This window comes from Arthrobacter sp. TJ-240 (assembly GCF_058269195.1).
The window spans coordinates 612,970-626,041 of sequence record NZ_JBZCNG010000001.1 but is presented as its reverse complement, the minus strand read 5'-3'; the positions used below and the strand labels follow the sequence as shown (position 1 = coordinate 626,041).

Annotated in this window: 15 protein-coding genes and 1 pseudogene; 6 read left to right on the top strand and 10 right to left on the bottom strand. The window is 66.8% G+C overall.

Going from position 1 to position 13,072, the window contains the following annotated elements:
• Window positions 1–119: 119 nt before the first annotated feature.
• Together AC4D2C_RS03000 and AC4D2C_RS02995 are read right to left on the bottom strand one after the other, a co-directional pair.
• The gene (locus AC4D2C_RS03000; protein ID WP_490912455.1) at window positions 120–581 is read right to left on the bottom strand and encodes a DUF4383 domain-containing protein; all 462 of its coding nucleotides are present in this window, start codon (window positions 579–581) and stop codon (window positions 120–122) included.
• A gap of 31 nt (window positions 582–612) precedes the next feature.
• Window positions 613–1,494 (bottom strand): manganese catalase, encoded by an 882-nt coding sequence (locus AC4D2C_RS02995; RefSeq protein WP_490905103.1) that lies wholly within the window; start codon window positions 1,492–1,494, stop codon window positions 613–615.
• Window positions 1,495–1,773: 279 nt separating this feature from the next.
• Here AC4D2C_RS02995 and AC4D2C_RS02990 point away from each other — a divergent pair, with 279 nt between their 5' ends.
• Genes AC4D2C_RS02990 through AC4D2C_RS02980 form a run of 3 tightly spaced genes read left to right on the top strand, consistent with a single transcriptional unit; the run spans window position 1,774 to window position 3,760 of the window.
• Window positions 1,774–2,601: a hypothetical protein gene (locus tag AC4D2C_RS02990; RefSeq protein WP_490912453.1), complete on the top strand. Its 828-nt coding sequence runs from the start codon at window positions 1,774–1,776 to the stop codon at window positions 2,599–2,601.
• The gene (locus AC4D2C_RS02985; RefSeq protein ID WP_490912452.1) at window positions 2,601–3,068 is read left to right on the top strand and encodes a phage holin family protein; all 468 of its coding nucleotides are present in this window, start codon (window positions 2,601–2,603) and stop codon (window positions 3,066–3,068) included. Before AC4D2C_RS02990 ends, AC4D2C_RS02985 begins: the two co-directional genes overlap by 1 nt.
• The gene (locus AC4D2C_RS02980) at window positions 3,065–3,760 is read left to right on the top strand and encodes a DUF3618 domain-containing protein (RefSeq protein WP_490912450.1); all 696 of its coding nucleotides are present in this window, start codon (window positions 3,065–3,067) and stop codon (window positions 3,758–3,760) included. The genes AC4D2C_RS02985 and AC4D2C_RS02980 overlap by 4 nt, the downstream gene beginning before the upstream one ends.
• Window positions 3,761–3,868: 108 nt before the next feature.
• On the opposite strand, the gene AC4D2C_RS02975 is transcribed toward AC4D2C_RS02980, so the two are convergent.
• Together AC4D2C_RS02975 and AC4D2C_RS02970 are read right to left on the bottom strand one after the other, a co-directional pair.
• On the bottom strand, window positions 3,869–4,480 hold the full coding sequence (locus AC4D2C_RS02975) for a cysteine hydrolase family protein (protein ID WP_490912448.1): 612 nt from the start codon (window positions 4,478–4,480) through the stop codon (window positions 3,869–3,871).
• Window positions 4,449–4,826, bottom strand: coding sequence for a hypothetical protein (locus tag AC4D2C_RS02970; protein WP_490912446.1), 378 nt, complete (start codon window positions 4,824–4,826; stop codon window positions 4,449–4,451). Before AC4D2C_RS02970 ends, AC4D2C_RS02975 begins: the two co-directional genes overlap by 32 nt.
• 408 nt (window positions 4,827–5,234) lie before the next feature.
• On the opposite strand from AC4D2C_RS02970, the gene AC4D2C_RS02965 reads away from it, so the two are divergent.
• On the top strand, window positions 5,235–6,134 hold the full coding sequence (locus AC4D2C_RS02965; RefSeq protein ID WP_490912444.1) for a DUF2382 domain-containing protein: 900 nt from the start codon (window positions 5,235–5,237) through the stop codon (window positions 6,132–6,134).
• 221 nt (window positions 6,135–6,355) lie between these two features.
• A complete protein-coding gene (locus AC4D2C_RS02960; RefSeq protein WP_258062610.1) occupies window positions 6,356–6,778 on the top strand; it encodes a MarR family winged helix-turn-helix transcriptional regulator in 423 nt (140 codons plus the stop codon).
• Here AC4D2C_RS02960 and dnaB read toward each other — a convergent pair.
• The 6 genes and pseudogenes from dnaB to AC4D2C_RS02930 all read right to left on the bottom strand — a co-directional run bounded on the left by dnaB (window position 6,775) and on the right by AC4D2C_RS02930 (window position 12,161).
• Complete coding sequence (gene dnaB / locus AC4D2C_RS02955) at window positions 6,775–8,151, bottom strand: replicative DNA helicase (protein WP_104051917.1); 1,377 nt, start codon at window positions 8,149–8,151, stop codon at window positions 6,775–6,777. The genes AC4D2C_RS02960 and dnaB overlap by 4 nt on opposite strands.
• Window positions 8,152–8,857: 706 nt before the next feature.
• Entirely contained in the window at window positions 8,858–9,307 is a 450-nt protein-coding gene (rplI, locus tag AC4D2C_RS02950; protein WP_490905094.1) for a 50S ribosomal protein L9, read from the bottom strand.
• A gap of 15 nt (window positions 9,308–9,322) precedes the next feature.
• The gene (gene rpsR, locus AC4D2C_RS02945) at window positions 9,323–9,562 is read right to left on the bottom strand and encodes a 30S ribosomal protein S18 (protein WP_005273147.1); all 240 of its coding nucleotides are present in this window, start codon (window positions 9,560–9,562) and stop codon (window positions 9,323–9,325) included.
• A 235-nt stretch (window positions 9,563–9,797) separates the two neighbouring features.
• A pseudogene (locus AC4D2C_RS02940) lies at window positions 9,798–10,352 on the bottom strand (single-stranded DNA-binding protein); the annotation flags it as partial.
• Window positions 10,353–10,412: 60 nt separating this feature from the next.
• Window positions 10,413–10,718 carry a 30S ribosomal protein S6 gene (gene rpsF, locus AC4D2C_RS02935; RefSeq protein ID WP_104051914.1) on the bottom strand — a complete coding sequence of 102 codons (306 nt, stop codon included), beginning with the start codon at window positions 10,716–10,718 and terminating at the stop codon, window positions 10,413–10,415.
• A gap of 159 nt (window positions 10,719–10,877) precedes the next feature.
• Window positions 10,878–12,161, bottom strand: a complete 1,284-nt coding sequence (locus tag AC4D2C_RS02930; RefSeq protein ID WP_490912442.1) for a M18 family aminopeptidase — start codon at window positions 12,159–12,161, stop codon at window positions 10,878–10,880.
• A gap of 227 nt (window positions 12,162–12,388) precedes the next feature.
• On the opposite strand from AC4D2C_RS02930, the gene AC4D2C_RS02925 reads away from it, so the two are divergent.
• A complete protein-coding gene (locus AC4D2C_RS02925; protein WP_490912440.1) occupies window positions 12,389–13,033 on the top strand; it encodes a TasA family protein in 645 nt (214 codons plus the stop codon).
• Window positions 13,034–13,072: the final 39 nt, after the last annotated feature.

The window sequence follows — 13,072 nt, the reverse complement described above, 5'->3', positions numbered from 1 at the left end:
ACGGACGCGACGACGCCGGACCCGCGGCACCACGGGTGCCGCCGATCCGGCGTCGATGGTCCTGCTCCCGGACGGCGGATCCGGGAGCGTCGTGCCACCCGCTGCCACGGGCGCCGCGTCTAGGTACGCGCCGTCCTGTCCCGGGCGCCGCGGCTCAGGGCGAGTGCGAGCCCGATCATGGCGACGGCCAGGACGAAGTGCAGCCAGTTGTCCGCGGTGTTCACCGGGACGAAGTTGGCCGCCGAGTCCTGCCCGATGACGAGCCCGTAGATCCACAGGACGGCGTAGATGATGCCGCCGCCCAGCAGGTAGTTCCTCGAGCCGGAGACGGTCTTCGCCATGGCGAGACCGGCGACACCGAACAGGAGGTGGACGATGTTGTGCAGGATCGAGACCTGGAAGATCCCGAGCAGCAGCGCGTTCGACTCATGGCCGGCGAACTGCATGGTTCCGTAGTTCGAGGTGATGCCCGGGATGAACCCCAGGATGCCGACGAGCAGGAACACGATCCCCATCGCCTGTGCGGCGCGCTGCAGGGTGGTCCGGCCGCCGGCCCTGGTCCGGTCGTTCGTATTTGTCATCAGGGTCTCCTTTTCTTCGGGTTGCGAACGGTTATTCGCGGTTCAGTTTGTCCTGCACTGTGCCGGCCATCTTCTCGACGGTGTTCGGGATCTCAGTGGTGCCGTAGAAGCGTGAATCGGGGTGCGTCGGGGGGTTCATGGGTGCCGACGTGGTCGGGCCCTCGTGGTAGGTGAACTCGCCCTTGCCGTCCGGGGTGGGACCCGACGCCCAACTGCCCTCGGACGCGTGCTTGCCGTCGGAGAAGTTGAGGTACTGGTAGGAAACCTCCCGCGCCTCTTTCTTGATCGGGAAGTTGCTAGGCACCGGCAGTTCCTCCATCTTCGATTCCTGGAGCTCCCGCGCGGCGGCAATCCACTGGTTCTGGTGCATGGTGTCCCTGGCCAGGAGGAAGGACAGCATGTCCCGGACCCCGTGGTCGTCCGTCATGTGGTAGAGCCGCGCCACCTGGAGCCGTCCCTGCATCTCCGCATTGGCGTTGGCCGTGAAGTCGGCGAGCAGATTGCCGCTGGCGGTGATATAGCTGCCCTGCCAGGGATTGCCGTTGCTGTCGGCGGCACGAGCACCCGCTCCGGCGACAATGGCCTGCTGCATGTCGGTGCCGCCGATGACGGCCGCGACGGCGGGATCGGCCTGGATGGAATCCTCGGTGATACCCAGGGGTGCCTTTTCGAGCAGCTGCGCGATCATCGTCGCGAGCATCTCGACGTGCCCCATCTCCTCGGCTCCGATCCCGAAGAGCAGATCGCGGTACTTACCGGGGATGTGGGCGTTCCAGGCCTGGAAACTGTACTGCAGGGCCACAGTGATCTCGCCGTACTGGCCGCCGAGGACCTCCTGCAGCTTCCGCGCGTAGATCGCGTCCGGCTTGTCGGGCGTGGACTTGTACTGGAGCTCCTGCTTGTGGAAAAACACGGATGAAACCTCCCCACGTAGGGGCCACCCGGGCTTGGCCCGCTCCTTCTGGAAGCGGCCGCGAGCGGTCCTCTTGTTTCGACCGTAGAGGCGCCCCTAGGATTTTCGGAAGATACTAAGTCTACTTATTTAGAAGTTGCGGAATCTGGAGAAAGGGCTTGCACGAAGGAAGGTAAGCATGCTTAGCTTCAGTGACAGATCCAGCACGAGATGCGGACCATCGTACCGATCCACACCGTGGATGGTCGGCATTACGGCAATATCAACGTTAGGAAGACCATGACTACGCAGAATTGGCCGCAGGATCCCCTGGTTCCCTCCACGACCGGCAACGAGTCGTCCACGTCGAACCTCGGCGCAACCGAGCTCGGCACCACCGGCGGCAACTCCGGCTCCGACGACTCGAAGAAGTCCGTCGCCAAGGATCAGGCCAAGCAGGTCGGCCAGGAGGGCAAGGAAGCGGCCAAGAACGTGGCAGGCACCGCCGCCGCCGAGGCGAAGACAGTGGCCGCGGAGGCCGGCTCGCAGGCCAAGAACCTGCTCGGTACGGTGACCTCCGAGGTCAAGAGCCAGGCCGGTACGCAGCAGCAGAAGGTCACCGAGGGCATCCGTGGGATCGCGAACGAGCTGAAGTCCATGGCCGAGAAGTCGGACAACCACATGGTCTCCAGCGTGGTGCAGCAGGCCTCGCAGCGCACCGACACCGCCGCGAGCTGGCTCGAAGGCCGTGACGCCGCCGACATCCTCGAGGACGTCAAGGCTTTCGCCCGTCGCAAGCCCGGTACCTTCCTCGCCATCGCCGCCGGCACCGGCCTCGTCGTCGGCCGCCTGACCCGCGGCCTGACTGGCAACCGCACGGACAGCACCTCGGGCGGTCAGGGCTCCGCCTCGACCGGCACTACGACCGGCGCCTACCCGGGCTACACCGAAGTGGACTCCGATGCCTACAGTGGCACCCCTGCAACCGCCGGTTTCGGCGACACCACGCGCGGACAGCACGTCGCCGAGTCCAGCCCGGCCTTCGTCGACCCCACGGACGACTACCCCACCATCCCGCCCGGAACCCCTCCCGTAGGCACCCTGCCGAATGACGGGAGCCTGCGCTGATGAGTGAGGCATACGTTGGCGGTGCCCACCAGGGCGGCGCCCACCAGGCCGCCGCACCCCCGCCGTCGGAGGCGGAGCAGCGCTCCGCCAACGCTTCGGTGGGCGAACTCCTCGGGGAGGTGACCAAGGACCTCTCCAAGCTCATGCGCCAGGAGGTGGCCCTGGCGAAGGCCGAGGCGACCGAATCGGCGAAGAACGCCGGAAAGGGCGCGGGCATGTTCGCCGGCGCCGCGGTCGGCGGTCACTTCGTCCTCCTGTTCCTGTCCCTCGCACTGATGTGGGGACTCGGGGCACTCATGCCCCTCGGCTGGGCCGCGGTCATCGTGGCCGTCATCTGGGGCATCATCGCCGCGGTGCTCGCACTGCAGGGCAAGAAGGAAATCAAGAAGGTCAAGGGTCTCCCCCAGACAGCGGAGACCGTCAAAGAGATTCCGCCGACACTGAAACCAGGTGAGCAGACACAATGAGCCAGACACCAGACGAGATCCGCGCAGATATCGAACGCACCCGCCAGGAGCTGGGGACCGATGTCGACGCCGTGGCGGACAAAGTGAACCCGGCGAACATCGCGCATCGCCAGACCGAGAAGGTCAAGCACAGCTTCAGCAACGTGAAGGAGACCGTCATGGGCAAGGCCGAGGACGTCAAGGATTCCGTGCTCGGCAAGGCCGAGGACGTGAAGGACACGGTCACGGACAAGGCCGGACACGTCAAGGACAAGGCCGGAAGCGGGATCGGCAGCGGAGTGGGCAGTGCCCAGTCCGTCGGTGGCTCCGCGAAGGACAAGGCGCACCATGCCGGGCAGGTCGTCCAGGGCGCACCCCGCCAGCTGAGCAGCAAGGCTGCAGGCAACCCGCTGGCCGCAGGCCTCATCGCCTTCGGGCTCGGCCTGCTCGTCGCCAGCATCATCCCGGCCAGCGAGAAGGAGCAGCAGGCAGCATCGCAGCTCAAGGAGCAGGCCGCTCCGTTGAAGGACAAGGTGACCGAGGCGGCCAAGCAGGTCGTCGAGGATGTCCGGGAGCCCGTGCAGGAGGCCGTGCAGTCCGTCAAGGAGTCCGCCGCCGACTCGGTCCAGACCGTCAAGGGTGAGGGCCAGCAGGCTGCCAGTGACGTCAAGGGCAGCGCGCAGGACGCGAAGTCGACCGTCCAGCAGAGCTGACCCCTTCGATCCGAACGGAAGGCCACCGGCTGATCGCCGGTGGCCTTCCGCCGTTCCGCAGCGACGAGCCTGCGGCATGCGCCATACGCTCGCCCTGGTCGCGGCCGGTCAGCCGAGGAGCGCCTCGGCCTCCGCCTGTCCGACGATGGCCTGCCGGTATTCGACCGACAGGATCTCGAGCATGGCTTCGGCGTACTGGTCGTTGGTGCTGCCGATCGCATCGAGTGCATAACTGACACGGAAGTCGTGGGCGAAGGCGTCCGCGCCGGTGTGCGCCACGCAGTTGTGCGTGGACACCCCCGCCAGGACGAGCCGCTCCACGCCCAGGGTCCGGAGGCGTTCGGCGAGGTGCGTGCCGAAGAACGCGCTGTCGCGGGTCTTCGTCACGGTCTCCAGCCCCTCCACGCGCAGGCCGTGCACGATGTCGGCCTGGTGGGAGCCCTTGAAGATGAAGCCCTGGTCGTCGTCGAGCATGGACAGGGTCCACGTGGAGCGGTCTCTGAGGTGCTCGGTGCGCGCCACGATGACGGGCGCATCGCCTCGGCGTGCCGCGTCGATCAGGCTGTTGCACGCCCCGACGAGCGAATGCTGCACACGGGCGAGCTTCTCGTCCTCGAAGAAGGCGTTCTGCATGTCGATGATCAGCAGGGCCGCCACGCCCTCGGGTCCGGCCGGACCCGAAGCAGCATCAGAGCGCAGCATCGGGGTCACGAGAGGCACGCCCGGACAGGTCGATCAGCCGGTGATCCTGGTGCGGAACTGTCCCGTCCGTGAGCGACGGCGTGAAGGAGAGGGAGGGGTGCGCAGCCAAGGACGGCGTCGCGAGGGCCACGAAGTCCACGGGGACCTCCGGTCCGACGGACGGCACCTCGGCGTGGCGGCGTACCTCCAACTCGGTCATATTCGCAGCCTGGGCGATCTGTGGGTACGTGAAGCCGCTGGCGAGGGCCTGTTGGATCGCCGCACCGCAGGCCAGGGCGAGCCTGTCGCGGTGGAATTCGGCGTCCTCGAGATCCGCTGCGGCGATCAGGACAGCGTTGAGGTGCGGGTGCCGTTCAGTGTGCATGGTTGCCCTTTCAGGGGCTCGGCGAACCGGCCGGCCGCTGGTCCGGAGGAACCGCTCCGCCCGACGCCCGACGAGCTCGGTGCGACGGCGCCCGGCGGTGCCGGGCGTCTTGGGGAGACTGCTCCGCATGGGACCCATGCACTGGCTCGATTCGAGGATGTTCGGCCGGTGGCTGGACCTTCTTGCCATCATACGGAAGCGGACGTCGGCACGAAAAACCGCGTGGGACCGGCAGACGACGGCCCCCTGCGCGGCGTGGATCGGCCACCCGGACGCTAAGCCTGCTTCCAATTAACTACTAAGTGTGCTTACTCTAGAGGCCGGTGGTTCGCACGGGCTTCGGCCCTGACGGAACCTACAGCCGAGAATTCCATACCCTCGAACGAGATTGCTCAGAAGGAGAAGGAAATGATCACTCAGGAACATATCGATACCCTGCTCGGTAACGGCGGCAACGTCCTCGGTTCGGATGGCGAGAAGATCGGCTCGATCGGCCAGGTCTACCTGGACGACCAGACGGGCGAGCCCAGCTGGGTCACGGCCAAGACGGGCCTGTTCGGCACGTCCGAGTCGTTCGTCCCGCTGCAGGGTGCAGACGTCGAAGGCCATGACGTCCGCGTACCCTACTCGAAGCACCAGGTGAAGGACGCCCCCCGGGTCGAGTCCGACGGCAACCTGAGCCCCGAGGAAGAGGACCGCCTCTACCGTCACTACGAGATCGGTGGCGGCACCAGCGGCTACACCGACACGACGACGACCACGGGTACCACCGGCACTGTCGGTCACGGTGACCGCGACGTGGACATCGACACGCACTCCGGTCGTCACACCGGCGTCGACGACACGACGAGCACCTACTCGGACACCGATACCAGCACGGGCCGCAACACCGTGGGCCACGACACGTCCGGTCCCACGACCGACGATGCGATGACCCGCTCGGAGGAGCAGCTCCGCGTCGGCACCGAGCGACGCGAAGCCGGCCGCGCACGCCTGCGCAAGTACGTCGTGACCGAGAACGTCACCCAGAGCGTTCCCGTCAGCCGTGAGGAAGTCCGCGTGGAGCGCGAGCCCATCACGGAGGCCAACCGCGGCGACGCGTACGACGGACCGGCCATCAGCGAGGAGGAGCACGAAGTCGTCCTCCACGCCGAGCGCCCCGTCGTCGAGAAGGAAGCCGTTCCCGTCGAGCGCGTGCGCCTCGACAAGGAGACCGTCACCACCAACGAGACGGTCAGCGGCGAAGTCCGCAAGGAAGAGATCGAAGTCGAGGGCGCGGATGACACCCGTCACGGCAAGAACCGCTGAGTAGTACCCGCACTGTGAGGAGGGCCCGGAGCTGCGCTCCGGGCCCTCCTCGCCTTCCCGATCCGTTCCCGATCGGCCAGGTCCGCTAGGCACGAGCCCGAAGGAACCAGGGCCTCCCGAAGCGATAATAAGCATGCTGTCTATTTCGGGCAAAGTTGTCTACAGTAAGTAGTCAGCAAGGGAATTCACCGCGTAAGAACCAAGGGGAAGGACACGCCATCGTGCCGGAGTTGAACGATTGGTCGACCAGCCGCCTGCTCACGACCGCGGCCCGCATCGTCGAGCACTCATGGAACGAGAAACTCCTGGGCATCGGCATAACACACGCGGGACTGACCACACTGGGAGTGCTGGAGCGGGAGGGAACCCTGACGGGTGTCCGCCTGGCGCAACTCGTCCACGTGCAGGCGCAGACCGTGGGACGCACCCTGGACCGCCTCGAGAAGCGCGGCCTGGTGACGCGCCTCCGCAACACCGCAGACCGCCGCAGTCAGCGGATCACCATCACCTCGGCCGGGCTGAAGGCCCTGGAGCGGGCGAAGAACATCGAGAACGAATTGATGGCCGAGGACGGCCTCGCATCCGAAGATCTGCGAGACCGCCTCAAGACCGTCATCAACGAACTGGGTCCGAAGAAGGACTAGTAGCCGCCGCCGTCTGCGGCCATGTTGTTGAAGCGCGAGTAGTGGCCCTGGAATCCGACCACCAGGGTCTTCGTGGGGCCATTACGGTGCTTCGCCACGATGACGTCAGCCTCGCCGGCGCGTGCGGACTCCTTGTCGTAGACGTCGTCACGGTGCAGCAGGATCACCATGTCGGCGTCCTGCTCGATCGAACCGGACTCGCGGAGGTCCGAGACCTGGGGCCGCTTGTCGGTCCTCTGCTCGGATCCTCGGTTGAGCTGGGACAGAGCGACGACGGGGACGTTGAGTTCCTTCGCCAGCAGCTTGAGCGCCCGTGAGAACTCCGACACCTCCTGCTGGCGGGACTCCACGCGCTTGCCGGAGGACATCAGCTGCAGGTAGTCCAGCACCACGAGCTTGAGGTCGTGCCGCTGCTTCAGTCGCCGGCACTTCGCCCGGATCTCCATGAGCGACATGTTCGGGCTGTCGTCGATGAACAGGGGCGCGTCGTTCATGCGACCCATCGTGGTGGCGATCTTGCCCCACTGCTCGTCCTTGATGGTGCCCTTGCGCAGGTCCTGGAGACCGATGGTCGCCTCGGCCGAGAGCAGGCGCATGGCGATCTCGTTGCGTCCCATCTCGAGGGAGAAGAACACCGTCGCCATGTTGTGCTTGATGGCAGCCGAACGCGCCCAGTCGAGCGCGAAGGTGGACTTTCCCATGGCGGGACGCGCGGCCACGACGATCATCTGACCGCCGTGCAGCCCCTGGGTCAGTTCATCGAGTTCGTAGAAGCCCGTGGGCACGCCCGTCATACCCTCTCCGCGGTGACCCGCGGACTCGATCTCGTCGACGGTCCCCTCGATGATGTCCTTCAGGGCGACGTAGTCCTCGGCGGTGCGGCGCTCGGCGACGGCGTACACCTCGGCCTGAGCCGCGTTGACGAGGTCGTCCACCTCGCCGTCATTGGAGTAGCCGAGCTGGACGATCTTTGTGCCGGCGTCCACCAGGCGGCGGAGGACGGCGCGCTCGCGCACGATCTCCGCGTAGAAACCCGCATTGGCGGCCGTGGGCACGGACTGGATGAGCGTGTGGAGGTAGGCGGGGCCACCGATGCGCGAGATCTCGCCGCGCTTGGTCAGCTCGTCCGACACGGTCACGGCATCCGCCGGCTCACCGCGGCCGTAGAGGTCGATGATCGCCTCGTAGATGCTCTCGTGGGCCGGGCGGTAGAAGTCGAGCCCGCGGAGGACCTCGACGCAGTCTGCGATGGCGTCCTTCGAGAGCATCATCCCCCCGAGCACCGACTGCTCCGCTACAAGATCCTGCGGAGGCGTGCGTGAGAACTCCGGGCTACGTGTGTCCGTCGATGAATCTGCATGTGCCAGGGACACTGAAGGGCCTCTCTCCTGCTGCTGAAGCGGTATCCGCCAGAGCGGACCACCGGATTCCCGGGGCTGGTCTGACAGGACAGGCCTATCATCCGGCGCCCTCACTATTGGGAATCTCCGGCAACGGTAGCCCCCCGACCGGAGGCGGCAAAGCGCCAACCCAACAGGGGGTGTGGGTAAGTGGGAGGATGCTGTGGATTGCAGGCCGTATCTTGTGCACAGGATGGGGACAACCCTGTGGACAGTGCTTTTTCTTTTCAGCGAAACGGCGTCTGACCTGCGCAAACGTTATCCCCGGGGTGTGGATCAAAACTATTTTCCTCGCCGCTCCGTCCACAGGGCCGCTGTTGACAACTCCCGGTATGGCGCCGCGACGGACACCCGCAGGACCATATGCCCGCGCTGCCACGTGTCCTGTCGACGCATGCCTGATCACACGCACCCCGGACGAGGGCGTATGAACTGCAAGGCACTCCTCTCCAGGACGCCCGTGGACCCAGAAGTCCCCGCAGGGCATGCCTTCCGGGCTGTATACCTCCGGGGTCATGTGGGGTCGGGACAAGGACCGGAGGGCAACTGCGGCCGGTCCCCAACGCAGGAAGCCCCCGCCGATGGCGGGGGCTTCCTGATGGACCCGGTGACGCCGGCCGGTCGTGCCGGCCGGCGTCGGTCCCGTAGTCGCTTCGCGACTCCGGGACCGCTGGCTTCTCTAGCCTGCGACGACGTCCAGGTCGATGACTGCTGCGACGTCCTCGTGGAGACGGACGTTGGCCTGGTACGAGCCGACCGACTTGATGTGGGCCGGGAGTTCGACCTTGCGCTTGTCGATCTTGCCGAGACCGGCGGCCTCGACGGCCTTGGCCACGTCGTCGGCCTTGACGGTGCCGAACAGGCGGCCGGAGCCACCTGCCTTCACGGTCAAGGTGACGGGCTTGGCCGACAGGGCGGCCGCCTGGCGCTGGGCGTCCTCGAGCGACGCGTGCTCGCGGGCGGAGCGGGCAGCCTTGATCGACTCGACCTGCTTCTCGCCACCCTTGCTCCACGTCAGGGCGAAACCGCGGGGCAGAAGGTAGTTACGTGCGTAACCGTTCTTCACCTCGACGACGTCGCCTGCAGCACCGAGTCCGGTGACTTCCTGGGTCAGAATGAGCTTCGACATTGTGTGTCCCTTTCCCTAGCCGCGGCCGGCGCCGGAGTACGGCAGCAGTGCGACTTCGCGGGCGTTCTTGATTGCCTGGGCGATCTTGCGCTGCTCCTGCACGGTCACACCGGTGACGCGACGGGCACGGATCTTTCCGCGATCGGAAATGAACTTACGCAGCAGGGCTACGTCCTTGTAGTCGATGACGGTGACGTCAGCGGCCTTCAGGGGGTTGGACTTTGGTTTGGGCTTACGGAGTTCAGCCTTAGCCATCGTGGTGCTCCTTTTACTCTTGGAGCCCGCAGAACGATTCTGCGGGATGGGAGATGCCAGTCGCTTGCGCGACTGCGGCAGGGGTTCCGGGAACGGGACCGCGCTGCCTGGGAATACTAGAAGGGAGGCTCGGAGTCGGCGCCGTTGCCCCAGCCCTGCGAGTTGCCACCCGAGGGCGCGCCCCAGGGGTCGTCCGCGGGCTGGTTGGACTGCTGGCCGCCGCCGAAGCCGCCNAGTCGGCGCCGTTGCCCCAGCCCTGCGAGTTGCCACCCGAGGGCGCGCCCCAGGGGTCGTCCGCGGGCTGGTTGGACTGCTGGCCGCCGCCGAAGCCGCCGCCCTGGTTGCCACCGGAGTTGCCGCCGAAGCCGCCGCCCTGGTTGCCACCGGAGTTGCCGCCGAAGCCGCCGCTGTTCCCGCCGCCGGAGCGCTGGGTACGGGTGACCTTCGCGGACGCATAGCGCAGGGACGGACCGATTTCGTCCACCTCGAGCTCCATGACGGTGCGCTTCTCGCCCTCTTTGGTGTCGTACGAACGTGACTTGAGCCGGCCCTGGGCAACCACGCGGGTTCCCTTGGTCAGGGTCTCGGCCACGTTCTCTGCGGCCTCACGCCATACCGACGCGCGGAGGAACAGCGTCTCGCCGTCCTTCCAGTCGTTGGACTGGCGATCGAAGGTGCGAGGAGTGGACGCGATGGTGAAATTGGCGACCGCCGACCCGGACGGCGTGAACCGCAGTTCGGGGTCGTTGGTGAGGTTGCCGATCACCGTGATGACTGTTTCGCCTGCCATGGTGCCTCCTTGAGTTCCTGCCCGCCGGAGCGGGATGGATGGATGAGGGATCTGCCGAGACTACTCGGCGGAAACCTTCTGCTCCTCGGGGCGGATGATCTTGGTGCGCATGATCGTCTCGTTGAGGCTCAGCAGGCGGTCGAGCTCGGAGGCAACGGCCGGGGTGGCGGTGAAGTTGACGACGGCGTAGATGCCCTCGGTCTTCTTCTGGATCTCGTACGCGAGGCGCCGGCGTCCCCAGATATCCACCTTGTCCACAGTGCCGCCGCCGTTGCGGACGACATTGAGGAACTTCTCGAGTGTCGGGTCGATGGAGCGTTCCTCGACATCGGGGTCGATGATTACCATCAATTCATATGCACGCATGTGTGAACCCACCTCCTCTGGGCTGAGCGGTCGCGGTCTTTCCGCAACAGGAGGTTCTTTAGCGTTGGTCCGGCCGCCGTCCGCGGTATTTACCGCCGACGGGCTCTGGCACAGACGTACCAATGCTACCGGACGATCCCGCAGGGGCGAATTCCCGCCCTACAGGCTGCCGCGGAAGAACGTGGTGGTGGCCGTGGCGAGGTGCCCCGGATCGTCGACCCCGCAGAGTTCACGCGCCGAGTGCATCGACAGCAGGGGGGTTCCGACGTCGACCGTGCGGATGCCGAGCCTCGTGGCCGTGAGCGGCCCGATGGTGGACCCGCAGGGCATGACGTTGTTGGACACGAACTCCTGATAGGGCACACCGCTCGCACGGCACAGCTCGGCCCAGAAGGCGGCGCCGGGCGCGTCCGTGGTGTACCGCTGGTTGGCGTTGATCTTCAGGAGCGGCCCACCGTTGAGGACGGGCAGGTTCGCCGGGTCGTGCCGCTCCGCGTAGTTGGGGTGCACTGCGTGCCCGGCATCCGCGGACACGCAGAACGACGATGCCAGCGCGCGCAGACGCTCCTCGGTCCCCGCACCGAGGCCGAGCGAGACGCGCAGCAGCAGATCCTCGAGGAACGGTCCGCTCGCACCGGAGCGGGACCCGCTGCCCACCTCCTCGTGGTCGAACGCCGCGAGCACCGCGATCGGGCCGTCCGCCCTCTCGTCCGACGCTGCGGCGACGATCGCCGTGAGGCCGGCGTGCACCGAGGAGAGGTTGTCGAGCCTGCCGGAGGCGAAGAACTCACCCTGCGCGCCGAAGACGCGCGGTTCCTGTGTATCGGCGACGACGACGTCGAATCCACCGACCTCCCGCGGGTCGATACCGGCGCTACCGGCGAGGAGCCCGAGGAGGTCCGCGTCCGCCGGATCACCGAGACCCCACACCGGGTTCATGTGGCGCTGCTTGTCGAGGCTCAGGCCGTCGTTGACGGCGCGATCGAGGTGGATGGCCAGTTGGGGGAAGCGCAGCAATGGCCCCGTGGCGACCAGGTGCTCGCTGCCGTCCCGCAGGGTCAGCCGGCCGGCGAGCGCGAGCTCGCGGTCCAACCAGGAGTTCAGGAGGGGTCCGCCGTACACCTCGACGCCGGCCTGCAGCCAGCCGTACTTCCCCGTGGTGGGGCGGGGCTTGAGCTTGAACGACGGCGAATCGGTGTGGGCGCCGAGGATGTGGAACCCGGTGGTGGGACCTGCACCCGCCGGGACCGTCCAGGCGATGAGTGCGCCGTCGCGGATGACGAAGTACCGGCCGGCGCCGCCCTCCCAGGCGTCCTGCTCCGCCAGCTCGCGGAAACCGGCGGCCGCCAGGCGTCGTCCGCCCTCCCTGACGGCGTGGAAGCTCGACGGGGATGCCGCGACGTAGGCGCCGAGGTCCTGGATGTGCGCGGGGGCTGAGGTCATCCTCCGATTCAACCAGAAACGCACGGGGAGCCGCCGGGACGCCCTCGCTTCGGTTCCACTTCGCCTCTTCTTCGGTCTCGGTGCGGTCTTCGGATTTCCTTCGCCGAGGATGCGCGGGAAACGCGGGCTGCGGTTTAGCTTCGGCGATCAGAGTGGATACCAGAAGAGCCGGGACCCACTGGGGGTGCCGGAGACACACCACCAGGTCACAGAAAAAGGGTCTCATCATGGCACGCACCGCTCGCACCTCCCGCATCAGCATGAAGTCCACCTCCGGCAAGGTCCTGGCCTCCGTCGCACTGCTGGGAGTCGCAGCCTCCGTCGCCGGCCTCGGCACCTACGGTTCCTTCACCTCCACGACCTCCGCCAGCGAGACCGTCACCGCCGGCACCGTCAAGGTCGAGCTCGGCGCCGACGGCACCGCCGCCAACCGCCTCTCCGTCGCCGCGACCGGCGTCGTCCCCGGCGACACCATCCAGCGCGCCGTCACCCTCAGCAACACCGGCAACCAGAACTTCGGCGGCGTGACCCTCAGCACCGCGCCGGTCGGCACGGCCACCCTGCTCACCACCGACGCCCTCAACGGCCTGCAGGTCGCCATCGACGCCTGCAGCGTCCCCTGGACCGAAGCCGGCACCGCACCCGCCTACACCTACACCTGCTCGGGCGCCACCACGCAGGTCCTGGCGACCCGCCAGATCATCGGCACCGACGTCGTCCTCAACAACCTCGCGTCGATGGCCAGCACCAAGGCCGACAACCTGCGCGTCACCGCGACACTCCCCACCACGGCCGGCAACACGTTCCAGGGGCTCACGAGCACCGTGAACTTCGCCTTCAACGCCACCCAGCGCGCAGCGACCAGCCGCTAGTCCCCGGTCCCGGTGCCCTGGAACTCCTCCAGGGCACCG